The organism is Gemmata algarum (assembly GCF_034097035.1).
Lineage (GTDB): Bacteria > Planctomycetota > Planctomycetia > Gemmatales > Gemmataceae > Gemmata > Gemmata algarum.
On the sequence record NZ_JAXBLV010000110.1, the window covers coordinates 104,983 to 126,800 of the forward strand.

Genomic DNA, 21,818 nt, shown 5'->3' on the forward strand with positions numbered 1-21,818 from the left:
TATGCTGTGCCGCCGGCCCGCATTCGCCGCCGCTGCTCTCGTTTCGCTCACGCTTCTGCTCGGCACCTTCCCGACCGGGCTTCGCGCCGACGAAGTGAAGCCCGACCCCACGCTCACGCGGCAGATCGCGGCGGTCCGGGACGCCCACAAGGTGCCGGCCCTCTGGGCCGGGCTCGTGGAAGGCGAGGCGCTCGTTGCCGTCGCCGCGGTCGGGGTTCGTAAGGTCGGGGCCGACGATTCGGTTACCGCCGCCGATCGCGTTCACATCGGGTCGGACACCAAGGCGATGACCGCGACACTACTTGCGGTCCTGATCGAGCAGAAAAAGCTGAGCTGGTCGTCCACGATTGGTGACGTGCTGCCCGACCTAAAGGGCAAGATTCACGACGACTATCTGGGCGTTACGGTCGCGCAACTGCTCGCCCACGAGGGCGGGGTGGTGCCGAACGTGCTCTGGTGGGGGACCGACCGGGACAAGCCGGTGCGCGATCAGCGGGCCGCGCTGCTGCCGATGATCCTGAAGAACGCGCCGGCCGACAAGCCCGGAACCAAGTTCGTGTACTCGAACGCATCGTACGTGGTCGCGGGCGCGATGGCCGAGGCGGTCGCCGACGCCTCGTGGGAGGAACTGATGCGGGAGCGGCTGTTCAAGCCCCTGGGCCTCGCAAGTGCGGGGTTCGGCTCGCCCGGTAAGAAGGGCGGGACGGAGCAGCCGTGGGGCCACAAGCCTGCGAAGGACGGGTTCGAGCCGACGCAGTTCGACAACGCTCCCGTGATCGGTCCGGCCGGTACGGTTCACCTGTCGCTACCGGACTGGGCCAAGTTCGCATCCGCTCACCTCCGCGGCGCACAGGGGAAAGGAACGTTCTTGAAGCCCGAGACGTTTGCCAAGTTGCACACCCCGGCCGAGGGGTTTCGGTACGCCGGCGGGTGGGGCGTTAACAAGGACGGGAACCTCTCGCACGACGGGAGTAACTCGTTCTGGTACTCGCGGGTGCGCCTGATGCCGAAGCAGAACGTCGCCTTCTTGGTTGTGACCAACGCGGGCGGGGATGAGGCTCAGAAGGCGGTGGCGGCGGCCGAAAAGGTGTTGATCGAGTACGCCCGCGAGCGCGCCGCCAAGAAGTGAGCGCAGGGAGGGTCGCGTGCAACCGTTTCACCTCACGTTCACGCTGTCGCGTCGGCAGCGGCTCGGTGTCGAGCTGATGCCCTGGCTCCCGGCGGCGGCGGCGACGGTCGGGTTTGGTGTCGGTGCCGTGTACCTGGCGAACACCGTGTCGGTGTGGTTCCTGCTGTTACTCGCCGGGCCGTTGCTCGCTTACCCCGGGTTGTTTCGGTTCGCCTACGAGATCGCGTTCTGTGCCGGGCCGCCGGTCGAGTTGGTTGTTGACGAATCGACGCTGGAAGTGACCGCGTTCGGTGAACGCCGGAAGCTCGCACTCGGTGGGATTTTTCAGGTGTACAAGTCCGAAGGCGTGTGGACCGTCCTTCACCTTGAGGGCGCCGTCCTCACGATCCCGGTGGAGGCGATCAGCGACGGGCAGATCGGCTATTTGAAATCGTTCGCTCGCCGCGCGGCCGCGGAACGGGCTTGAGACGAGCAGTCACAGGCTACCAGGACGCGGCACTCCCAAGTCGTCACAAATGTTTCGTGCCGTGTTTTTCCGGAGTGTACGGTGTCGCGGAATTGTGGTCGTTGCGTTGGTTTCGCGATTGGCCCAGACATCGTGCTTCGAGCCGTGGCGGAGTAGTTCACAGTTGTGGTCACGCAAGTGCTCTTCGAGCTCGCGTCGGTCCATATGTTGTTCCCCCATCGTTGCCGACCCAGACAACCACTGCCCCCCGACAGTGGTGACCCGGATATATCGACCCAAATTGTGGGAACAAGTCCAACTTTCTATTTTGTGACCGCCGCTTGGGAGTGCCCTAACCCCTCACGCGCCTCCTTCAACGCTGCTGCCGCATCTTTCGCCATTTCAAAGGCTTCTTCCAGCGTGTCCGCTTCGGTCACGAGTCCCTTAATGTAGGGTGCGGTTACCGTATATCCGCCTTCTTCAGCGGCTTCGAGTTCGAGCACCAACTCGCCGTCGGTGACGATGTATTTCTTTGGCATCCTCTGTCCTCCTTTCGAAGTGATACACGCATTTCACGAGCGACACAACCCTCCCTCTGGGTACACTAGCGGCATCCTGCCTTCGCACTCTGCCGGAACGCCTCGAATGGACCTTGCCGATCTCACGTGGCCCGCAGTTGCGGCGCTACCGAAGACCACGCCCATCATCTTGCCGATCGCCGCCCTCGAACAGCACGGGAAGCACATGCCCGTGTTCACCGACTCGATGCTGCTGGGCGAAGTGGTTCGCCGCACGAAGCTCGCGCCGGTAGCAACGAAGTGCCTGTTCGCGCCGCTCCAGTGGCTCGGAAACTCCCACCACCACCTCGACTTTCCGGGCACGCTGTCCGCGTCGCCGCGCGTGTACCTCGACCTCCTGAAAGACCTCGCCGAGTGCTTCATCCGGCACGGGTTCACGCGGATCGTGTTCGTGAACGGGCACGGCGGGAACGTTACTCCCTACCAGCAAGCGCTCTTTGAACTGAAACAGCAGTACCGCGACCGCCGCGAGTTGCTTTTGCTCGCACTCACCTACTGGGACGCGGCCGGTAACCCGGCGGACACCATTCCCGGGCTGGTGCAGGCGCGGATGGGGCACGCCTGTGAGTGGGAAACGTCGATGGTGCTGCGACTCCGGCCCGAACTGGTGATCGGTGACTTGGCCGCCGTGCCGGAGGTGCCGCACGGCCGCGAGTTCGCCCCAGGTTATCGTGCCTGGGTGATGCCGGACCGCAGCGAGCCGGGGCACGTCGGTGTGCCGGGCGCTGCGACCGCCGAAAAAGGTGAAGCGTTGTTCGCGCATTTCGCGGCCGGAGTCGTCGCCTATCTGGAGCGGGTTGTGAACTGGGACGGGAGCTGGGACAGCTAAGGGCAGCGTGTCGAAAGTCCGATCGTCGAAAGTCGTAAGGTTACGAATCTGGTAAGAGTAATGGTTTGTGGCTTTACGACTTGCTGACCTGACGACTTTTGACTCGAAGTTCTAAGCCGTGCGAATGAGGAGCGAGGACAGAGGCACGGACGGGCGTGGGTTGTGTTTCGTTTTACGGCCAACGGGTGCATCACGTGAGCGCTGAAGATTCCTCGCCTCTCGCTCCTCGTTCTTCCTGGCGCTGGTGGGTGTGTGGGGTGCTTCTGCTCGCCACCTTCCTGAACTACATGGACCGGCAGGCCCTGGCGGTCACGCTGCCCGAACTGAAGCGCGCGTACAACCTCCAGGAAAAGCGGATCGGGCTGATCGAGGGGTGCTTCGGGTTCGCGTTCGCGGCCGGGTCGATCGTGTTCGGACTGCTCGCCGACCGTGTCGGCCCGCGCGGACTGTATCCGGTGGTGCTTGCCGGGTGGTCGCTTGCCGGGGTCGCGACGGCGTTTGCCGGTGACGCGCGTGCGGTGTCGTGGCTCGAAGGGGCGGGCGACGACCCCGGAACCGGTGTGTTCCGCTGGTTGTTGTTCTGGCGCACGGTGCTGGGTGTGTTCGAGGCGGGGCACTGGCCCTGCGCGCTCATCACCGCGCGGCAGGTGCTGTCGCGCAAGGACCGCACCCTTGGCAACGGCATCCTCCAGAGCGGCGGGGCCGTCGCGTCGATCTGCATCCCGCTCTATGCCGAACTGATCGAGCGGGTCGGCGGGAACTGGCAGGTCACGTTTTGGTCGATCGGCGTCGTGGGGTTGCTGTGGGTCCCGCTGTGGCTGTTGCTCGTGCCGCGCGGGAGCCTGACCGTTTCTGTCGAACCACCAGACGGGGCCGGCGCAGCGGTCGCAGAGCCGGCCGACCGCACCGGCGTATTTCGCCGGGCCTTTGTGCTCGGGCTGATTGTTTGCACGATCACCGTGAGCTGGCAGTTCCTCCGCGCTTGGCTCACGCTGCTCCTCGACTTTCACGAGTACAGCCGGCTCGACGCGCGGCTTGCGACGACCGGCTACTTCGTGTCCGCAGAGATCGGTTGCCTGCTCGTGGGAGTTGTAGTGATGGTCTTGGTGCGCGGCGGACGAAGTGTGCGCGCGGCGCGTGTCGTCGCGTTCGCCGGTTACACGGGGCTGACCGCTGTCGCCGCGCTCGTGCCTTTTGTGGGGTCGGGTGCGCTCATGCTGATCGGGCTGATGGTCGCCGGAGCCGGCATCTTGGGTTTGCACCCGCTGTATTACGCGCTGAGCCAGGAACTGCCCCACCGCCACATGGGTGTGCTGTCCGGCGCGCTGGCGGCCGGCGGGTGGGTGGTGTCGAGCGTGTTCCAGATTTTGATCGGCGCTCAGATCCAGGCGACGAAGAGCTACGACGTGGGGCTCGCCATCGCAGGTCTGGCGCCGGTCATCGGGCTGGTGGCCCTTTTGGTACTGTGGAAGGCGCCGCGCCCGGTGGGAGCGGCACCCACGGTCACTTGAGTTCGATGTTGAGCTTCTTGGTGTTCTCGTCGATGGTGTACTTGAGGCCCGACTGTTCCGGGTCTTTGTACTTCGCAGGGAGCGGGGCCGTTTTCGGTGCCGCTGCGCCCTTTCCGTCCGACGAGGACGACGACCGCGGCCCTTCCATGATTCCGACCTGAATTTCGCCGGGAACCACGTCGGTGATCGTGAACGTGCCGTCGGAGTGGATCGGGGCCGTTGCGAACGCGCCGCCGGCACCGACGAAGCGCAGGATGCCCGACTGGAGCGGCGCGCCTTTGTACGTTATCGTCCCTTCGATCGTCTGCTTTTTGATCTCGCCTTTTGAGCAACCCGTCACAACGAGGCAGGCCAGCGCTCCGAAGGCGAGTGCGCGGGAAATGGCTTTCATCGGTTCTTGAACTCCTGGGAGAAGGGAAAAGCCGCCGGGGGCGTTCACACGCCCCCGGCAGTTGTGGAACATTCGTGGGGCGTAACTTACCAGTCGCTACCGAGAACGAGACCGTCCTGCGGCCAGATCGCGCGAACCCACGTCGTACCCGAGACGCCCGAGTTCACCTGCCGCACGCTTCCGTCCATCAGCCCGACCTGGCACCCGCCCGCGTCCATCGCCTGGAGCAGGTACGGGTTGCAGTTCTGCACCGTCGGCGTGAGCTGCGGGGTCGCGGCGGTAGATGCTTCGTTCGGGGTGATGGTGTCGTTGCTCATGATGCGGGTGTCGAAGTACGGCCCGCGCTCCCACCGCCACGGGATGTAGTACGCCCACAGCTTGTGGTAGTACTGCGAGCCGGACGTGGTGTCCGTTTCGCCGGTCCCGCACACCGCGTACTGCTCGCCGAACCCGACCGTGTTCGAGGTGCCGTCGCCGATGCCCTGAAGGGTGAGGTTCGAGATCGTGTTGCCGCCGCCCGGCACCCCGAAGAGGGCGTGGTTTGCGGCGTAGTTGTTGTGCGCCCAGGTGCCGCCGTTGCTCTCCACCCAGGTGTCCGGCGGGTTCGACGGGTCGCGCGGCGACAGGTACGTCTTGATCTTCTTCGACCCGGCCGAAGCAGCCCCGCCTTCCCAGGCCCCGCCGTTGGCCACACCCAGCCGGTACACGTTGTCCTGCTCGATGTACGGAAGCAGGAAGAAGAAGACGGACACCTGTCCGCCGCTCGAACCGGTGGGAGGCGGGAGCGCGGCGGACAGCGGGGGCAGTTTGGAGTTGGCGTCGTGGTAGCTGTGGCACGCGAGACTGATTTGTTTCAGGTTGTTCGCCGACTGCATCCGCGCGGCGGCGGCCCGCACCTTCTGAACTGCGGGCAGCAGTAGTCCAATCAGGATCGCGATAATTGCGATCACCACCAACAGCTCGATCAGCGTGAACCCGTGTCGGCGTGAACTAACGTGGCCAGGAGAGGGCATAATGACTCCGTACTGAGAAAGACAGAAATGTGGTCGCGGCGCTCAGCCGGTGAGCGCCCGGGCACAGTTGGGCGGAATCGGGCGGGGCGATTGCGAGAAAGGTGCGGACGAGGGCGCGGCGCGAACGTGGGTATTATTGGCCCACCCAAGTGTCTCTCACCACTGGGGATACCCGCGCCCTTCGCGCTTCTTACACATGCGGGTTCGGTGCCGCGGGGCACCGGACGTGGCTACAATCGGGCCGGAAGTTCAGGGGCGGCGCGATTCCTTCGTCGGTACCGGCGCGACCGGGGCCGTGGCCCCAGGTCGGCGGGGTGGCTTATTTGCAGGCCCTCAAAAACGCGATCAGATCGGCCAGTTCCTGGGTCGTAAGTTGCTGTTCCAGTCCGCCGGGCATGAGTGATACCGTGCTGGGCGCGAGGCTCTCGATCTCCGATCGGGCGATGCGCTCTTCCTTGTCGGCCGACACCACGATTACGATCTCTTCCGGGGCGTCTTTCTTCAGCACCCCGTTCAAAGTGCGATCGTCCTTCGTGACCACACGGACGGGCTCGTAACTCCGCACGAAACTGGCGCTCGGGTACAGAATGGATTCCAGCAGGTCGCGCTCGGTGCGGATGCCGCCGATACGGGTCAGGTCCGGCCCCGCGGTGCCGCCGACGTAGCCGACCTTGTGGCACGCGATGCAGTTCGCCTTCGTGCCGTTGAACACGAGTTGCCCGCGGCGGATGTCGCCGGGTTTCATTTCGCTCAGGAGCTTATCGAGTCTGGCGGTTTCGTCTTTACGGGCCGCTGCGAGTTCGGCGTAGAGCTTTTCCGCTTCCACTTTCACCGCGGCAGGGTACTTATCGAGGATCGGTTTCACAACTTCGGTGCGCACACCCGATCGCACCGAAGATTGACGCAACGATTCGACCAGAGCGATTCCGACTTTCTCATCTGCCGACCTGGCAAACAATTGCAGAATCCGGGAGAACTCGAGCGGGCTGACCGTTTTGAGAGCTGCCGCTAGTGCGGTGAACTGTTCGGGATCGAGTTTCGCCCGGGTAAGGGCTTCGGTCGCAAGGAACCGGTCGGCCGGGGTGGCGTTGCGATCGAGTGCCTTGAGCGCGCGCGCGAGATCTGCGGGTGTGACCTTCACGGTGCCCGGCCGTGACGTACTCAAGAGAGCCAGCCGTTCGGAGTCCGTCCGCGGGCGGTTGTGTGCGCCGCGGGCCAGTTCCGCCATCGTCAGTACGTCCGTGTGGTCCTGCTCGCTCGGCGGCACGGTCCGCAGGATGGCGCAGCCGAGCAGCGCGACCGACTCATCTTCCGAAGCGATCGCGTTTGAAAGGTTCAGCTTCCAGGCCGCCGGCAATGCTTTGAGGCCGGACCGTTCCATCACCCCAAGCGCGAGCCGGGCGGCGGCCGGGTTGGCGGCCGGGGTCTCGCCGAGCACCTTTTGGACGCCCGGGCTGCTTGCGAACCGGACGAGTCGGTTCGCGAGGTCGGCGCGATCCTCCGGTTTTAACTTGTCTGCGGCCTTCAATTTGGTTTTGAAGTACCCTGCAAGCTCATCTCCCCACTGCGCGTTCCGTCCCGCGACCCACCAAGCCGTGTCGCGCAGCGCGGCGTCCGGCGCGTCCAGTTCGGCGAGCACTGCCTTTGGTTCGAGGCCGCTGGGGATGTACGACAGGGCGGCGAGGGCCGCGCGCCGCACCCACGGCGAGGGCGAAGCGAGGCCCGCTCGCGTGCCGGGCGCGTCACCGATCTCGATGAGGGCGTAGGTGAGGGCGTGGTCGAGTTCGCGATCGTTTCTCTCGTCCGTGAGCGCGCCGAGAAGGGCCGCGGTCGCTTTGACGTTGCCGATGCGGCCGAGCGCCTCGGCTCCGATGCGGCGCGTGTGCAGGTCGGGCGATCGGAGGGCCGCAAGAGCTTCCTCGAACCCCTTCGGGTCGCGCGTCCGCGCGACCTCACGCAGGTGCGGCAGCGGGAGGTGCTTCGGCTTTGCCCTTTCTTTGTGCGCCCCGACCTTTTTCACACGGTAGATGGCACCGGTTACGTCCGGCTTCACGAGCTGCGACGTGGGGCAACACAGCTTGTACCAGCCGCCGGTGTCCACGACCAGCAGCGACCCGTCGGCGTCCTCGATCACGTCCGTCGGGTGGAAGTCGATGCTGTCGGACGCGAGGAAGTCGGAGTCGCGCGTTTCGTAGGTCGAGCCTTTCGGAACGAGGACGTGCCGGCTCACCTTCCGCATGTTGAACTGGCAGCAAAAGATGTTGTTCGTGTACTCCGCGCCGAACTGGTCGTTCTCATAGCGGTGCAGCCCGGCCGGCGCCGCCGGTCCGAGGTGCGTCATCGGCGGCATGAGTTGCGGCGAGGTCCACGGGTGGTCGTAAACGACATCGTGGTCCTTGCCGTACACGGCGCCGTAGACGGCGTGGACGAGGCCGTCGCGCTTTCCGTTTGCGGGGTGCTGGAAAAATGTCGTGTTGAAAATGATGTCGCCCGATGGGGTGAACACGAGGTCCACCGGGTTGTCCATGCCGCCGGTCATGACGGGTTCGATGTTCTTGCCGTCGGGCGTGGCGCGGAAGATGTGTGCCGCCCGCGTTCCGAGCTTCTTCCCGTTCGGCAGAACGTACTCCTGCTTCGCGAAGGCGCCCTTCGTCCAGTAGATGTAGCCGTCCGGCCCGGGGTACGGGCCGTGGAGGTCGTTGGCGCAGCCGGTCAGCGTTTTGCCGTCGAACCAGATCTCTTCCGTGTCCGCGATGCCGTCGTCGTTCGTGTCGGTGAACTTCAGGATGTGCGGCGGGGCCGCGACGTACAGCGACCCGGCGAGCCACATGCACCCCTCGGGGAACATGATGTTCTTCACGAACACGGTCCGTTTGTCGAAGACGCCGTCGCCCTTGGTCGATTCGAGCCGCAGGACGCGGTGCGGCTTCTTCTCCAACTGCACCTTCACGTTCTCGTTCGAGCCGGACGAGTCGGTGACGTAGAGGCGGCCCTTTGCGTCGAACGCGGCGGCGATGGGTCGCGGTGCTAGACCCGCGCCGGCCGCGAGTTCGATGGTGAACCCTTCGGGCAGCGTGAACGTGTGGCCGTTGAGCTTCACCTGATGGGTCGGCACCAGCGGGCGGGGGGTGTCGGCGCTTCGGGCAACGGTTCCGAGTGCAAGGAGCGACAGCGCGGCGAGCGGGGCGCGGAACATGCAGCATCTCCGGCGGGTTGCGGGAGAGTATAACCGAAGCAAGTAGCGGTGTAAGCCTGCTGGGGCGACGCCATTCCGCCGACCGTCTCGGGTTTCCGTTACACGCACCGGCGGGCTTATACCGCTCACAAGCCTACAATTGTCCCTTGCCTTCCCTTTCCCTTTGGAGCTTGTCCGATGCGCCCGCTCCTCACGTTCGCCTTTGTGCTTGTGCCACTTGCAGCATTCGCGGCCGATGACCCTTACAAACTCGGGGACACGTTCAAGGCGGCCAAGCCCGAAGACCTCAAGGACGTTGCGAGCACCGCGCCGCCCGAAGGGGCCGTGGTGCTGTTCGACGGCAAGGACTTCTCGAAGTGGGTGAAGCGCGACGGGACGAGCGCGGTGAAGTGGACCCTCAAGGGCGGGGCGATGGAGGGCGTTAAGGGGCACGGCGACATCATCACGCGGGACGTGTTCGGCGGGAAGTTCAAGCTGCACGTCGAGTTCCGCGTGCCTTACGAGCCGGGCGGCAGCGGGCAGGGGCGCGGCAACTCCGGCGTGTACCTCCAGGGGCGCTACGAGGTGCAGATCCTCGACAGTTACGGCCTCAAGAGCGGCAAGAACGATTGCGGCGCCATCTACGGCGTCGCGGCGCCGGCGGTCAACGCCTGCAAGGCGCCGACCGTGTGGCAGAGCTACGACATTGAATTTACGCCGCCGAAAGTGGAAAACGGCAAAAAGACCGAACCCGCCCGCATGACGGTGAGTCACAACGGGATCACGATTCACGACGACGTTGCCGTGACCTCGGACAACACGACCAGCGGCCTCGGCGGCGACATTTCGAAGCCCGGCCCGATTTTGCTACAAGACCACGGCCACCCGGTTCAGTTCCGGAACGTCTGGCTGCTGCCGGCCAAGTAGTTCGCCCGGACCCATTCCACAAGGACGACGGACACCTATGGGCATCGACCCGGTTGAACCCGCACTCTCCCCAACCGTAGGCCCCAAGCCCGCCGCCCGCCCAGCAGTTGAAATCGACCCGACCGCCGCTCCCGACCCGGACCCCGGCGTCCCGGCCGGGCCGTACTCGGAACCCGCGGGCGCGGCCGAAGCGGTCGGAGCCGCCGTGGCCGAAACGCACGCCCCGCACCCGCCTTCGACCGACGTGCCCGGCGGTTCGCGCGAGCTGCTCAAGCTCGCGCTGCCGCTGATCGTCAGCCAGAGCTTCATGACGGTGCAGGTGTTCGTGGACACCGTGCTCCTGTCCTGGCACGACCCGCGCGAGATGGCCGCGTCGTTCCCGGCGGTCATGTGGTACTGGCTGTTCTTCGGCCTGCTTCAAGTGACCGCGGGCTACACCTCGACGTTCGTCGCCCAGTACACCGGGGCGAAGCGCCCGCACCGCGTCGGCGCCGCCGTGTGGCAGGGGATTCACTTCGCCGTCGTCGCGGGTGTGCTGTTCCTTGTGGTGGTCCCGGCGGCCCCGCACCTGATCGCGGTGGGCGGGCACACGCCGGAGATTCAGCGGCTCGAAACCATTTACTTACGGTGTCTGGCGTTCGCGGCCCTGCCGATGCTCGTGATGGGCGCGATCAACGGGTTCTTCTCCGGGCGCGGACAGACGTGGACCGTGCTCGGCATCGAAGCGGCCGGCACGGCGGTCAACATTGTGCTCGCCCTGGTGCTCATCTTCGGTGAACAGGGTGTCACAAAGGTCGTTCACCTCACCCCCGATGGCGAGCCCATCAAGTTGCACCTGCCGGGCATTCCCGGAACGCCGGAGATGGGCATTGAGGGGGCCGGCTGGGCGACGGTAGCCGGGTCGTGGGCGGCGGCGCTGTTCGCGCTGGCGCTGATGCTTCGCAAGAAGTACCGCGACGAGTTCGGCACCTTCAGCGGTTGGAAGCCGGAGCGCGAGCTGTTCCGCCGGCTGATGGTTTACGGCGGTCCGGCGGGGATGCAGGTGTTCCTCGACGTGCTGGTGTTCAACGCCTTCACGCAACTGGTCGGGCGGCTCGGGGACGCGGCGCTGGGCGCGACGACGCTGGCCATCCGGCTGAACATGATCGCGTTTCTGCCGATGATGGGGATGGGGCAGGCGATCTGCATTATGGTGGGGCAGCGGCTCGGCGGCGATCGCCCGGACCTCGCGGAGAAGAGCACCTACACCGGGCTGAAGTGGACGTTCGGGTACATGTCCCTGATCGCGCTCGCCTACGTCACCATTCCGACGGTGCTGCTGTCGGTGTTCGAGGGTGATAAGGAGCCGGAGCAGTTCGCGGCGATCGCGGCGCTGGTTCCGAACCTGCTGCTGTGCGTGGCGGTGTTCTCGGTGGCGGACGCGATCAACGTGTCGTTCGCGTTCGCGCTCCGCGGGGCCGGGGACACCAAATACGTGACCGCCCTCACTTTCGCGCTGGCGTGGCCCCTGATGGTGATCCCGACCGCGGTCGTTGTGTTCAACGGCGGGAACCTGTACTGGTGCTGGGTGTTCGCGACGCTGCACATCATCGGGATGAGCGTGTGCTTCTGGTTCCGGTTCCGCGGCGGCAAATGGAAGTCGATGCGCGTCATCGAGCCGGGGTTAAGTGAATAGAAGGGTGTTCACCGCAGAGGGCGCAGAGAAGATAAGAAAGGTGTTCACCGCAGAGGGCACGAGAGGGCGCAGAGAAAGACCTTGAGAGTTCTCGGATTCTCAATGCCTTTCTCCGCGCCCTTCTCGTGCCCTCTGCGGTGAACACGCTTATTTCTTGTCTTTCAACAGCTTCAGGTGGACGGCGCCCACGTCCCACATGTAGTGGCCGATTTCGTACTTCTCGACCGCCGTCGCCATGTGCTCGAGGCACTTCTTCGCGTCGCCTTCGGTTTCGTAGTACAGCGCGACGTACAGGTTCGCGTAGAACCGCGCTTCTTTGAGCGCCTCGCCGTCCAGTTGCGCGTCCTCGACGGCAGCGAGCACGTCTTTCGGCTTGATCTTGCCCGCGAACAGTTCCAGCACCTGCTTCATGGGCACCCGCGCGTCCTTCGTTACCGGGATCAGCTCCGCGCGGGCCTTCTTGGGCGTGTTCGCGCGGGCGTTGCACAGGTAGTGCCACACCGAGTTCTCGACGTCCTCGCGCGCCTTCCCTTCGGCCGCGTCGAACTGCGCCGCCCCGTCCTTGAACCGGCCGGCGTAGTACAGCGCGATTCCGCGCCGCCAGTGGTCCGGGGCCGCCTTCGGGTTGTGCTTGAGGTACTCGTCGAAGTCCGCGAGGGCTTCCTTGAAGTTCCCCTGCTTGAGTTGCGCGTCACCGCGGGCGTCGTAGGCCTGCGCCTCTTCGGGCACGAGCTTGATGAACTGGCTCCACGCCTTTACGGCCTCGGCGTGCTGCCGCAGCTCGGCGTGCGCGTTTGCCGCAGCGAACGGCGGGCCGGGGTTCGTGGGGTCGAGTTCGGCGGCCTTCTTCGCGAGCGGGATCACCTTCGCGTATTTTCGGTCCTGCATGAGAGATTGGATCTCGCCGAGCAGCTTCGTCAGCTCTTCTTTGTCTTTCTTTTCCTGGCCGCCGGCCCCGAGCGCGCACGCGCACAGGGCGAACGCGGCGGCAGTACACAGGCGCATGATTAATCCTCGTGGGGGGTGAGAGGGTTGATGCTACCCCGGGGCGCGGGCGTATAACAGCTTGCGATTCCCATTCCTGGCACGCGGAGGTGCGGCGATGGCGGGTGCGGCTCAGCCCGACGGGCTGGACAAGCAGAAGATGAAGCAGATCCTGGTGCCGGCGCTGGCGGTCGGGGCGATCATCGTCCTGGTGTCGCTGGTGATTTATGTGTCCGACACCGCGACGGTGAAGAAGATGTCCGACGGGTCCGATGGGTCGCCCGACGACCCCGGCTTGAAGGAGCTGGCCCCGGGCGTGCGGTACCGGGACATCAAGACGGGGGTCGGCGAGGAGTGCCCGGCGGGGGCCGAGGTGAAGATCCACTACACCGGGTGGCTGGTGGACGGGACCAAGTTCGACAGCAGCAAGGACCGCGGGCAGCCGGCGCAGTTTCAGTTGGAAGGGCTCATCAAGGGCTGGCAGGAGGGCATCCCGGGCATGAAGCCGGGCGGCATCCGCAAGCTGGTCATTGCGCCGGAGAAGGGGTACGGCGAGCGCGGCAGCCCGCCGAAGATCCCGGCCAACAGCACCCTTATCTTCGAGGTCGAGCTGATCGAAGCGACTCCGCTCAAGCCACGAGCAATGTCCGACGGCTCGAACGGCGGCGTTGACGATCCCAACCTGAAGGACGTGGGCGACGGGCTTAAGATTCGCGATTTGAAAGAGGGGACTGGAGACCCCGTCGCCCCTGGCGCCACGGTCACCATCTACTACACCGGGTGGCTTAAGAACGGAAAGCAGTTCGATAGTAACAAGGGCAAGGGTCCGAACACGTGGCCGCTCACTAGCCTCGTGCAGGGCTGGCAGAAGGGCATCCCGGGCATGAAACCGGGCGGCATCCGCAAACTGGTTGTGCCCGCCGAACTCGGGTACGGCGAGCGCGGCAGCCCGCCAGACATTCCTGGCGGCGCTACGCTGATCTTCGAGGTGGAGTTGGTCAAGTAGCGACTGAGCGGTCGGGCCGCCTCCGGTCCCCTAAACACGGGTCCGGGGGCGGCCGATCTGACCTACCGCTGCACCCGCGCCCCTGTGCCGGCGGCGAACGCCTCGACCTCGGCGAGCGTCGCCATCGTGGTGTCGCCGTGGTAGGTGGTGAGCAGCGCGCCGTGCGCCCAGCCCAGGTTCAGCGCCTCCTGCGGTTGGCGCCCGGCGAGCAGGCCGTAAATGGTTCCGGCGGCGAACCCGTCCCCCCCCCCGATGCGGTCGATCACGTCGAGCTGGGCGGTCGGGCTGATGTACCGCTGCCCGTCCATCCACAGCACCGCGGCCCAGTCGTGCCGGTTCGCCGAGTGCGTCTCGCGCAGCGTGGTGGCGACCAGTTTGATGTTCGGGAACTCCTTCACGGTGTTCTCGATCATCCCGAAGAACACGTCGGGGTTCAGCTTCGACTCTTCCTTCTTCGTCACCTCGGGGCCTTTCACGCCGAGCCCCTTTTGCATGTCCTCTTCGTTGCCGATGAGGCAGTCCACGTTGGCCACGATCTTGCGCAGCACCTCAACGGCCCGCTTGTCGCCGCCGACCGTCTTCCACAACTTGCCGCGGTAGTTAAGGTCGAACGACACGATCGCGCCTTGCGCCTTCGCGGCCTTCATCCCGTCGATGATGAGGTCCGGGTTGGCTTCGGAGAGCGACGCGAAGATGCCGCCGGAGTGGAACCACCGGCACCCGCCGGTCATGATCGCCTTCCAGTCGAAGTCGCCGACCTTCAGGAGCGAAGCGGCCTCGTTGGCCCGGTTGTAGAACACGACCGGGGCGCGCACGCCCTGGCCGCGGTCGCTGTACACCGTGGCGATGTTCGGCCCGCGCACGCCGTCGTGCTCGAAGTGCTTGTAGAACGCGGCCACGCCCATCTCGCGGACGCGCGCCTGGACGAGGTCGCCCACCGGGTTGTTCACCATCGCGGTGGCGACGCCGGTCTTCAGCCCGAAGCAGTCGGACAGGTTCGCGGCGACGTTGTACTCGCCGCCGGACACGTGGATGTCGAAGCTGCGGGCCTTGCGGAACGGGACGACGCCCGGGTCGAGCCGGTGGACCAGCGCGCCGAGGGAAAGGAAGTCGAGGGCGCAGGCGTCGGTGCGGATGGCGAGAGGCATCGGAAGGAAGCTCCGTACAGCGGGACGAGTCACCCGCTGTTGTACGGAGGGCGGGCGGTGCGAGGAGCGGTGCGCGGTGAAGCCGCGGCGGCGGTAAACCGGTGCTGTTTTCTTGCGCCAAGGGAACGGCAGGCGGCGCTGTCCCGCCGACGACGGGCATGACTTGGTTCGCGCTCGGTGCCCGTGGTCCACTCCGCCGGCTCAACTTCTTTGAGCCGGTGCCTTTTGCCCGGGCGCCCTTCCTGACGACGAACCGCGCGAAAGCGCCCCCTCTGTTGTGCCGCTTTCGCGCGTTGTTGAGCGCCGGGCAGACGTGCTACAATACAAACTGATCTCATCGGAGGCGTGTGATGGTTACGCTGCACATCGGCGGTCGGGCCGTGAACTGGGCCGACGCCGAAAAGCTGTTCGTCGAAGCCGCCCGCACCCAGCGCATCGAGTTCCGCGACCCGGCGGGCGTACTCCTCGCGGCGACCGACCCCGCGGGCGCGATCGAGCCCGACTGGGTCCGGGGGATCACTCCCGAGGAGACCGCCCGCCGGCTTACCGAGCCGGGATTCACCTTCGAAGAAATGAAACAACGGCTGGGCTGGCAATGACGTTCACTGTCACGTGGCGGTTGACTGCCACGCTTGAGGTGTCCCGCATTGAAGCGGCCGCCGATGATCCGGCGGTAGTACGTGCGGCCGCAGCTCGCATCGATTGGGTCCTTCGCCGCACCCCGCGCGACATGGGCGAGTCTCGCGATCAAGGTTACCTGCTGTGGTACGAGGATGTCCTCGGCGTCTACTATCGCGTTGACGATAACAACCTTCGGGTTGATGTGCTGTACGCGGGGCCGAGCCGCCGGCGCTGAGCCCTGCTTGTTACCCTACAATAAGCGCCCTACAATACCGGTTCGACCTTCGCCACACACCGCCGGGCCGCAATCGAATGTCCGTCAAGAGTCTCCCGCTCAGCGCTGATAAGTCGCCCGCCGCGGGCGCCGCGACCAAAGGGAACTACGCCTTCATCTCGCTGGGCTGCCCCAAAAACACCGTGGACAGCGAGCGGATGCTGGGCAAACTTGCTCAGGACGGGTACTCGCTCCAGCCCGACGCCGCCGGCGCCGACGTGGTCATCGTGAACACCTGCGGGTTCATCGAGCCGGCGCGGCAGGAGTCGCTGGCCGTCATCCGCGAGATGCTCGAACTGAAGAAGGCCGGCAAGGTCGGGTCCGTCGTCGTCGCCGGCTGCATGGCCGAGCGGCAGAAAGACGTGTTGCTCGAGCAGGTGCCCGAAGTCGATCAGATCGTCGGCGTGTTCGGCCGTGAGGAGATCGCCGCAGTCGTGGACCGCGCGGTGTCGCAGCGCGACGAGCAGCGGTCGCTGTTCCGGCCGGCACCGGTGCGGGCGCTCGAGGACACGGCCCGCCTCCGAATCACCCCGCGGCACTTCGCGTACCTGAAGGTCAGCGAGGGCTGCGACCGGCTCTGCACCTACTGCGCGATTCCCAAGATGCGCGGGAAGCACGTCACGAAGCCGATCGAGGAAGTCATTCGCGAGGCCCGCGAGTTGGCAGCCGACGGCGTCCGCGAACTCATCATCGTCGCGCAGGACACGACCTATTACGGGATGGATCTGTACGGCCGCACCCGGCTCGCCGAACTGCTGCGCGAACTCGATAAGGTCGAGAACATCGAGTGGATTCGCACCCTGTACGCCTACCCCGAACACATCTCGGACGAACTGATCGAGACGTTCGCGGGCTCGAAGAAGATCATCCCGTATCTGGACATGCCGCTCCAGCACATCAGCGACCGCGTGCTGAAGCGGATGATCCGCCGGGTCGATCGCGCCGCGACCGAGAAGCTGCTGTACCGGCTCCGCGAGAAGTGGCCGGACCTCGCGATCCGCACCACGTTCATCACCGGGTTCCCCGGCGAAACCGACGCCGAGTTCGAGGAACTGCGCGACTTCGTTGCGCAGTTCAAGTTCGAGCGGGTGGGGGTGTTCCCGTACTCGCTCGAACCGGGCACGCCTGCCGAGAAGCTCGACGGACACCTGCCCGAGGACGTGAAACAGGCCCGCGTTAACGCGATTATGGAAGTGCAGCAGGGCGTTGCGTTCGGGTGGGCCGAGGCGCAAGTCGGCCGGGAGCATCCCGTTGTCATCGACGGACCGGACCCCGAGTTCGCCAACCACTTCCGGGGCCGCACTTACGCCGACGCACCCGAGATCGATTGCGCGGTGCGGGTGAAGGGCAAGAACCTGCGCCCGGGTGATTTCGTCCGGGCGAAGATCACGGCGTCCGACGGGTACGACCTCGTGGCCCGGGCGATTGGCCAGCCGTGGTGATTGTTCCTAAAATGCCGCTTTCGCACGAACGCTAACCGAGGGACGTCGAAATGGGCATTCAACACGCGCCGAAGAGCCAGCGGAACGCCTCGAAGAAGCGCCGCAAGGCCCGTAAGCATAAGCTCCGCAGCAGCAAGAAGTACAAGGGCGGCGTGCGCTAAGGCTCAGCGCACCGTTCAGTTCCACCGGCGGGCCGGGCACCTCGCACCCAATTGGGTGCGAGGTGCCCGGCCCGCCGGCGCATTTTTCTTGCGCACCTCGACCACATTTCCCGCACACGTTATGCTGCTCTCGGTTTCTCCGGAGGCAGTCATGGCGAAGCCCACAACGCGGTTCGTACTCAAACGGCTCAACTGGGCCGAGTCCTACGATGGCACACTGGAGCGGCAGCCGGGGGCGCGGAACGTGGCGTCGTTCGATACGTTCGATGCCGCGGACGCCGAGCGTGTTACGCGCGAGAACGCGTGCCGCGAGGTGGTGAACCCGTTCGCCTGCGGTGCCGGCGTGTACTTCTGGACGCACCTCGACGAGCCGCGGCTCCGCGACTGGCTCATGGATCACGGCGTCGATCCGCCGAACCCGAAGAAGGGCGGCGCCACCGACTGGGCCGGGTGGTGGAAGAAGGGGCACGCAAAGCTGTCCGCGGAGAAGCGGCACGCGGTATGGGAAGCGCTCGACAAGGTGCGGTTTTACGCGGTCGTCGAGGAACCGGTACGCCCGGTCGGCTACGCGGTGGTCCACATCAACTGGCAGTACAACGACGAAACCTACGACGCACACCCGGACCAGAGCGAGGTGATGCAGGTGTTCCGCACCCGCGAGCGCGCCGAGAAGGAGTGCGCGGACAGTAACGACATCGCTCGCGATCTGTGGGCTGACATCGTTGACGAGTCCGACGAGTTCGCGGGGGATTACGAGACCGAGGACGAGTACGCCATGTTCGACATGCGGGACCGCGTCCGGCGGCAGCGCGGGCTGCTCGGCAGCCAGAAGCTGAATAAGGGCGAAGGCGTTTTTCGGCTGGTGAAGGACACCCCGTTCTACGAGGTCATTGAGGTCCCGCTGGAGGGGCTGGAATGAGCCGCAAGCCGGCCGCGAAGAAGGCCAAGCGACCCCGAAAGGCGAAACCGCTCAAGGCGTACATCGTGGTGCGCGAGGTGTCGGCGGTGAACACGAGTTACACCGAACCGGACCTTGTATTCGCGTCGAAGAAAGCGGCTGAAGAGCACGCGGAGCGGCTCAACCGCGAGCTGCGTGCGCACACCAACCCGTTTGCCGGCGACACCGACCCGGGCTTCCTGATGTCCGACGAGGACGAGCTTTTCAAGCTCCTCAAGACGTTCGGCGTTCCTGAACCCAAGGCGCCGAAGGTGGGGTACGTGAAGTGGGACCAATGGTGGGCGCGGGTGGTGGGCGAGTTGACCGAGGGGCAGCGGGACGCGGTGTGGGCTGCGTTCGACGAGTTCGAATGGTACGAGGTGCGCGAAACCACGTTGGAGGATTGACCGTGTCGAAGGCCTGGGTTCACGCGCAGTCGTCCGCCAAACGTTGGGGCGGAACGCCCGAGGACTACATCGACATCCACGAGCGCATGGACAGCACCAAGAGCGCCCACGCCGAGGTGACGCACCGGTGCGTGTTCCACTCCGCGTTCGGGATCTACATCGTTGAAGAGATTTTCGGTCGGTTCGTGACCAATTCGGACGGCCGGCAGGTGTTCGTGCGCGACATCGCCGAACAGCACGTTCTCGAAGATCTCGGCTTCATTCCCAGCCTAAGTGACTGGCTCAAGGAAATGCCGGCCCAACCGTGGATGGCCGGGCAGCGCAAACTGCCGGTGAAAATCGTCGACTGAGTTCACGCAGCGCGCTGGGCGTCTCATTCACGGTCCGGGTAGTGGTGCCTGTTTCTTGTGGCACAGACATTCCTGTCTGTGCAGCGCGAGAACGCCGCACAGACAGGAATGTCTGTGCCACGAAGACAAAACCAAAGTAGGCACCGGTAACCGGATCGTGTATCAGTCCACTTCGCCGACGCGCGCGTCCTTCAGTGAGAACAGGTAGCTCTCCGGGTCGCTGCGGTTCAGTGCCAGGGTTCCCGTCACCTTGATGAGCCCCTTGCGCAGCTCCGCGGTTTTACCGGCCTTGAGTTCCACGTTGAGCATCGCGGTCGGGTCGGGCACTTCGCAGAACCAGCAGCCCACCGGGTATTCGAGGAGCAGAAAGCCCGTCACGGCAAGCTCGTCTTTGACGGGCTGCATGAAGCCGGTGAGCGTAACCGTTTTGCCGTCAAGATTCGCCAGGTGTTTCGCGAACGACGGTTTCCCCTTCGCGGTAATTGTTGTTGCTCCCAGAACGGGCCACGGGAGTACGTTCACCCCCGCATCGTCGATCGCGGGGAGCAGGGCCTCATCGAACGCCTTGATGAGCGGGCGCGTCGACTTCACCTTGATGGGGCTGCGGTGCGGGTCGTGGCCGGGCTTTTTCGCCAGTTCGTCGGCCGCGGCGCGGTACAGAAGCCGGCGCTTGCGGAGGTCCGGGGCCGCGAGCGCGAACTCGGTTACGCATCCGTCCAGGGCCGCGGCTGCGGCGCGCACGTCTCCAAGTGCGTTACACAACTCGCCGATCTGCCAGAGCAACCGGCCGTCGGCCGGGAGCCACAGCGCCAGTTGCTGGACGGTGACCAGGGCATCGGCGGGGAGCTTCTTGCGCTCGGCTTCGGCCAGCACGCCCGGCTCCGGTGCTCCCGACGGGCCAACGTACTTGACCCCGAACAGGTCATCGACGGCGCTGGGGCTGGCGGCGGCTTTTCCCTCCTTCCGCCGGAGCGTAACGAGTTTGAGATGCGCGTGCTCGAACGGCTTGAGCTTCGCAGGAGCAAGCCTCACGGCCTCTTCGAGTTGCGCGGCGGCGCGTTCCAAGTCGCCGGTCAGTTGGAACGCGGTGCCGAGGTTCGCGGCGATGCGGAAATGGTCGGGGAACTTGCGGACCGCGGGAGCGAGAACGTTGAGCGCCTGGTCGGGCTTATCGAGCCGGAGGTGGACGGCGCCGAGGTCGGCGATTTCGTCGGCGGTCAGCGCGCGGGTCTTGTTCAGCTTTTCCAGGCGATCGGCGGCGGCGCGGTAGTCGTCGCGCAGGGGCGACGGGAGGCCGTCCGGGCGCTCATAGCCTGCGGCGCGGAGCGCGCGGTGGTCCGTTAGGAACCCGGACGGGCGACTCGGCAGCTCCGCGAACTGCTCGCCCGAGTAGTGCAGGCCGGCGTGCGCGAGTGCCGGCAGAGCGAGCGCCACCAGAACGCTTGCGAGCACGCGGAGGGGTGTCGCCACGGTCGGCCCTTGTGAGGAGTCTTGCCGTTTGGACGCTGTTCCCGACAACAGCGCGATGCCACACACGATTCTACTCACCGGGGCGACCGGGTTCGTCGGCTCGCACGTCGCCGAGGCGCTTGTTCGCGCCGGGCACACGGTCCGCGCGCTCGCCCGGTCGGGTAGCGACACCGCGTTCCTGACCGCCCTCGGGGTCACCGTCGTTCCGGGCGATGTGACCGACGCCGACGCCCTCAAGCGGGCCGCCGAGGGGTGCGACGCCGTGGTGAACAGTGCCGCGAAGGTCGGCGACTGGGGCCACGTGGACGGTTACCGCGCGGTGAACGTCGAGGGGCTGCGCAACCTGTTCGATGCGACCCTCGGGCAACCGCTGCACCGCTTCATCCACATCAGCTCGCTGGGCGTGTACGAGGCCCGGCACCACCACGGCACTGATGAGACCGAGCCGCTCCCGAACGACCACATCGACGGCTACACGCAGTCGAAGGTGGAGGCGGAGCGGATCGCGCTCCAGTACCACCGCAAGCAGAAGGTGCCGGTCGTAATTCTGCGCCCCGGGTTCGTGTACGGCCCGCGCGACCGGACGGTTTTGCCGCGCCTGGAAGAGCGGCTCCGCGAGCGGAGCGTGATCTACATCGCCCGCGGCCGGTACGCGCTCAACACGACCTACGTGGGCAACATCGCGGACGCGGTGCTGCTCGCGCTCGGGGCGCCGGCGGAAGGCGTCGTGGGCGAGGTGTTCAACATCACCGACGGCGAGTTCGTGAGCAAGCGCCGGTTCTTCGAGACGGTGGCCGACGGGTTGGGTCTGAAGCGCCCGCGCGGCTTCCCCCCCGTGCCGGTGTGGCTGGCGCGGGCAATGGCAAACTGGCGCGAGAGCACGTTCCGCAAACAGAACAAGCCGCACCCGCCGCGGATTACGCAGGCGCAGCTCAAATTCGCCGGGCTGAACCTGGATTTCTCCATCGCGAAGGCGCGCACAAAGTTGGGCTACACCCCGCGCGTTCTGTTCGACGAGGGGATGGGGCGCGCCCTGGCTTGGCACAAAGGCGGGCGCGGGGCGTGAGTTCCTGAGGCACGGTCCGGTTGCGGGTGTCCGTTTTGGGTTTACGTCTTTGTGGCACAGACATTCCTGTCTGTGCGGGGCCTGGAGGTGGCATTGACAGGAATGTCTGTGCCACAAGAAGCGGACACAATTAGTCGAACCGTGAATGATCTATTGTCGCCGAACTGATTCGCTGTACCGACGCTGTTGCGTTTTGTCTTTGTTTCGTGTACTCGGGAGGCTCACGCCCCCGCTCTCCGGATCTACTTGAGGCCGCACTCCCCTGTCACCGCACACACC

Annotated in this window: 22 protein-coding genes; 14 read left to right on the forward strand and 8 right to left on the reverse strand. The window is 65.4% G+C overall.

Features of this window, described 5'->3' with window-relative positions; genetic code table 11:
* Position 1: 1 nt before the first annotated feature.
* The gene (locus R5W23_RS09805; RefSeq protein ID WP_320686169.1) at positions 2-1,129 is read left to right on the forward strand and encodes a serine hydrolase domain-containing protein; all 1,128 of its coding nucleotides are present in this window, start codon (positions 2-4) and stop codon (positions 1,127-1,129) included.
* Between the two features lie 16 nt (positions 1,130-1,145).
* The gene (locus R5W23_RS09810; protein WP_320686170.1) at positions 1,146-1,595 is read left to right on the forward strand and encodes a hypothetical protein; all 450 of its coding nucleotides are present in this window, start codon (positions 1,146-1,148) and stop codon (positions 1,593-1,595) included.
* 9 nt (positions 1,596-1,604) lie between these two features.
* On the opposite strand, the gene R5W23_RS09815 is transcribed toward R5W23_RS09810, so the two are convergent.
* Together R5W23_RS09815 and R5W23_RS09820 are read right to left on the reverse strand one after the other, a co-directional pair.
* Positions 1,605-1,814: a type II toxin-antitoxin system HicA family toxin gene (locus R5W23_RS09815; protein ID WP_320686171.1), complete on the reverse strand. Its 210-nt coding sequence runs from the start codon at positions 1,812-1,814 to the stop codon at positions 1,605-1,607.
* Between the two features lie 83 nt (positions 1,815-1,897).
* The gene (locus R5W23_RS09820) at positions 1,898-2,113 is read right to left on the reverse strand and encodes a type II toxin-antitoxin system HicB family antitoxin (RefSeq protein ID WP_320686172.1); all 216 of its coding nucleotides are present in this window, start codon (positions 2,111-2,113) and stop codon (positions 1,898-1,900) included.
* Positions 2,114-2,219: 106 nt separating this feature from the next.
* On the opposite strand from R5W23_RS09820, the gene R5W23_RS09825 reads away from it, so the two are divergent.
* A complete protein-coding gene (locus tag R5W23_RS09825; protein ID WP_320686173.1) occupies positions 2,220-2,981 on the forward strand; it encodes a creatininase family protein in 762 nt (253 codons plus the stop codon).
* Between the two features lie 257 nt (positions 2,982-3,238).
* Positions 3,239-4,492 carry an MFS transporter gene (locus R5W23_RS09830; RefSeq protein ID WP_320686174.1) on the forward strand — a complete coding sequence of 418 codons (1,254 nt, stop codon included), beginning with the start codon at positions 3,239-3,241 and terminating at the stop codon, positions 4,490-4,492.
* Here the strand turns inward: R5W23_RS09830 and R5W23_RS09835 are convergent.
* From R5W23_RS09835 to R5W23_RS09845, 3 genes are all read right to left on the reverse strand, one after another.
* Positions 4,485-4,883 carry a hypothetical protein gene (locus R5W23_RS09835; RefSeq protein WP_261189592.1) on the reverse strand — a complete coding sequence of 133 codons (399 nt, stop codon included), beginning with the start codon at positions 4,881-4,883 and terminating at the stop codon, positions 4,485-4,487. The two genes, R5W23_RS09830 and R5W23_RS09835, sit on opposite strands and share 8 nt — an antisense overlap.
* Positions 4,884-4,969: 86 nt before the next feature.
* Complete coding sequence (locus R5W23_RS09840) at positions 4,970-5,896, reverse strand: DUF1559 family PulG-like putative transporter (RefSeq protein ID WP_320686175.1); 927 nt, start codon at positions 5,894-5,896, stop codon at positions 4,970-4,972.
* A 319-nt stretch (positions 5,897-6,215) separates the two neighbouring features.
* On the reverse strand, positions 6,216-9,092 hold the full coding sequence (locus R5W23_RS09845; RefSeq protein WP_320686176.1) for a PVC-type heme-binding CxxCH protein: 2,877 nt from the start codon (positions 9,090-9,092) through the stop codon (positions 6,216-6,218).
* A 177-nt stretch (positions 9,093-9,269) separates the two neighbouring features.
* Between R5W23_RS09845 and R5W23_RS09850 the strand changes: the two genes are divergently transcribed.
* Complete coding sequence (locus R5W23_RS09850) at positions 9,270-9,998, forward strand: 3-keto-disaccharide hydrolase (protein WP_320686177.1); 729 nt, start codon at positions 9,270-9,272, stop codon at positions 9,996-9,998.
* 37 nt (positions 9,999-10,035) lie between these two features.
* Positions 10,036-11,673 carry an MATE family efflux transporter gene (locus tag R5W23_RS09855; protein WP_320686178.1) on the forward strand — a complete coding sequence of 546 codons (1,638 nt, stop codon included), beginning with the start codon at positions 10,036-10,038 and terminating at the stop codon, positions 11,671-11,673.
* Positions 11,674-11,820: 147 nt separating this feature from the next.
* Here the strand turns inward: R5W23_RS09855 and R5W23_RS09860 are convergent, their stop codons facing one another.
* The gene (locus R5W23_RS09860) at positions 11,821-12,678 is read right to left on the reverse strand and encodes a tetratricopeptide repeat protein (RefSeq protein ID WP_320686179.1); all 858 of its coding nucleotides are present in this window, start codon (positions 12,676-12,678) and stop codon (positions 11,821-11,823) included.
* Positions 12,679-12,775: 97 nt separating this feature from the next.
* On the opposite strand from R5W23_RS09860, the gene R5W23_RS09865 reads away from it, so the two are divergent.
* Positions 12,776-13,663, forward strand: a complete 888-nt coding sequence (locus R5W23_RS09865) for an FKBP-type peptidyl-prolyl cis-trans isomerase (protein WP_261189586.1) — start codon at positions 12,776-12,778, stop codon at positions 13,661-13,663.
* A 62-nt stretch (positions 13,664-13,725) separates the two neighbouring features.
* Here R5W23_RS09865 and R5W23_RS09870 read toward each other — a convergent pair whose 3' ends face one another.
* Positions 13,726-14,811, reverse strand: coding sequence for a sugar kinase (locus R5W23_RS09870; protein ID WP_320686180.1), 1,086 nt, complete (start codon positions 14,809-14,811; stop codon positions 13,726-13,728).
* Between the two features lie 350 nt (positions 14,812-15,161).
* Between R5W23_RS09870 and R5W23_RS09875 the strand changes: the two genes are divergently transcribed.
* The 6 genes from R5W23_RS09875 (at position 15,162) to R5W23_RS09900 (ending at position 19,003) form a co-directional block, all read left to right on the forward strand.
* Positions 15,162-15,410: a hypothetical protein gene (locus tag R5W23_RS09875; protein WP_320686181.1), complete on the forward strand. Its 249-nt coding sequence runs from the start codon at positions 15,162-15,164 to the stop codon at positions 15,408-15,410.
* Positions 15,407-15,667 (forward strand): hypothetical protein, encoded by a 261-nt coding sequence (locus R5W23_RS09880; protein ID WP_320686182.1) that lies wholly within the window; start codon positions 15,407-15,409, stop codon positions 15,665-15,667. The genes R5W23_RS09875 and R5W23_RS09880 overlap by 4 nt, the downstream gene beginning before the upstream one ends.
* A 77-nt stretch (positions 15,668-15,744) precedes the next feature.
* A complete protein-coding gene (gene rimO / locus R5W23_RS09885) occupies positions 15,745-17,148 on the forward strand; it encodes a 30S ribosomal protein S12 methylthiotransferase RimO (RefSeq protein ID WP_010050024.1) in 1,404 nt (467 codons plus the stop codon).
* Between the two features lie 312 nt (positions 17,149-17,460).
* On the forward strand, positions 17,461-18,228 hold the full coding sequence (locus tag R5W23_RS09890; protein ID WP_320686183.1) for a hypothetical protein: 768 nt from the start codon (positions 17,461-17,463) through the stop codon (positions 18,226-18,228).
* Positions 18,225-18,653: a hypothetical protein gene (locus R5W23_RS09895; RefSeq protein ID WP_320686184.1), complete on the forward strand. Its 429-nt coding sequence runs from the start codon at positions 18,225-18,227 to the stop codon at positions 18,651-18,653. The genes R5W23_RS09890 and R5W23_RS09895 overlap by 4 nt, the downstream gene beginning before the upstream one ends.
* Positions 18,654-18,655: 2 nt before the next feature.
* Complete coding sequence (locus R5W23_RS09900; protein WP_320686185.1) at positions 18,656-19,003, forward strand: DUF6915 family protein; 348 nt, start codon at positions 18,656-18,658, stop codon at positions 19,001-19,003.
* A gap of 162 nt (positions 19,004-19,165) precedes the next feature.
* On the opposite strand, the gene R5W23_RS09905 is transcribed toward R5W23_RS09900, so the two are convergent.
* Entirely contained in the window at positions 19,166-20,473 is a 1,308-nt protein-coding gene (locus R5W23_RS09905; protein WP_320686186.1) for a DUF3299 domain-containing protein, read from the reverse strand.
* 55 nt (positions 20,474-20,528) lie between these two features.
* On the opposite strand from R5W23_RS09905, the gene R5W23_RS09910 reads away from it, so the two are divergent.
* Positions 20,529-21,539 carry an NAD-dependent epimerase/dehydratase family protein gene (locus R5W23_RS09910; protein ID WP_320686187.1) on the forward strand — a complete coding sequence of 337 codons (1,011 nt, stop codon included), beginning with the start codon at positions 20,529-20,531 and terminating at the stop codon, positions 21,537-21,539.
* The last annotated feature ends 279 nt before the right edge of the window (positions 21,540-21,818 follow it).

Coding starts and splice junctions, on each gene's coding strand:
- R5W23_RS09910 (WP_320686187.1), top strand. CDS start 20,529: ATGCCACACACGATTCTACTCACCGGGGCGACCGGGTTCGTCGGCTCG.
- R5W23_RS09845 (WP_320686176.1), bottom strand. CDS start 9,092: ATGTTCCGCGCCCCGCTCGCCGCGCTGTCGCTCCTTGCACTCGGAACC.
- R5W23_RS09880 (WP_320686182.1), top strand. CDS start 15,407: ATGACGTTCACTGTCACGTGGCGGTTGACTGCCACGCTTGAGGTGTCC.
- R5W23_RS09855 (WP_320686178.1), top strand. CDS start 10,036: ATGGGCATCGACCCGGTTGAACCCGCACTCTCCCCAACCGTAGGCCCC.
- R5W23_RS09840 (WP_320686175.1), bottom strand. CDS start 5,896: ATGCCCTCTCCTGGCCACGTTAGTTCACGCCGACACGGGTTCACGCTG.
- rimO (WP_010050024.1), top strand. CDS start 15,745: ATGTCCGTCAAGAGTCTCCCGCTCAGCGCTGATAAGTCGCCCGCCGCG.
- R5W23_RS09860 (WP_320686179.1), bottom strand. CDS start 12,678: ATGCGCCTGTGTACTGCCGCCGCGTTCGCCCTGTGCGCGTGCGCGCTC.
- R5W23_RS09875 (WP_320686181.1), top strand. CDS start 15,162: ATGGTTACGCTGCACATCGGCGGTCGGGCCGTGAACTGGGCCGACGCC.
- R5W23_RS09825 (WP_320686173.1), top strand. CDS start 2,220: ATGGACCTTGCCGATCTCACGTGGCCCGCAGTTGCGGCGCTACCGAAG.
- R5W23_RS09870 (WP_320686180.1), bottom strand. CDS start 14,811: ATGCCTCTCGCCATCCGCACCGACGCCTGCGCCCTCGACTTCCTTTCC.
- R5W23_RS09890 (WP_320686183.1), top strand. CDS start 17,461: ATGGCGAAGCCCACAACGCGGTTCGTACTCAAACGGCTCAACTGGGCC.
- R5W23_RS09815 (WP_320686171.1), bottom strand. CDS start 1,814: ATGGGGGAACAACATATGGACCGACGCGAGCTCGAAGAGCACTTGCGT.
- R5W23_RS09805 (WP_320686169.1), top strand. CDS start 2: ATGCTGTGCCGCCGGCCCGCATTCGCCGCCGCTGCTCTCGTTTCGCTC.
- R5W23_RS09835 (WP_261189592.1), bottom strand. CDS start 4,883: ATGAAAGCCATTTCCCGCGCACTCGCCTTCGGAGCGCTGGCCTGCCTC.
- R5W23_RS09865 (WP_261189586.1), top strand. CDS start 12,776: ATGGCGGGTGCGGCTCAGCCCGACGGGCTGGACAAGCAGAAGATGAAG.
- R5W23_RS09820 (WP_320686172.1), bottom strand. CDS start 2,113: ATGCCAAAGAAATACATCGTCACCGACGGCGAGTTGGTGCTCGAACTC.
- R5W23_RS09895 (WP_320686184.1), top strand. CDS start 18,225: ATGAGCCGCAAGCCGGCCGCGAAGAAGGCCAAGCGACCCCGAAAGGCG.
- R5W23_RS09850 (WP_320686177.1), top strand. CDS start 9,270: ATGCGCCCGCTCCTCACGTTCGCCTTTGTGCTTGTGCCACTTGCAGCA.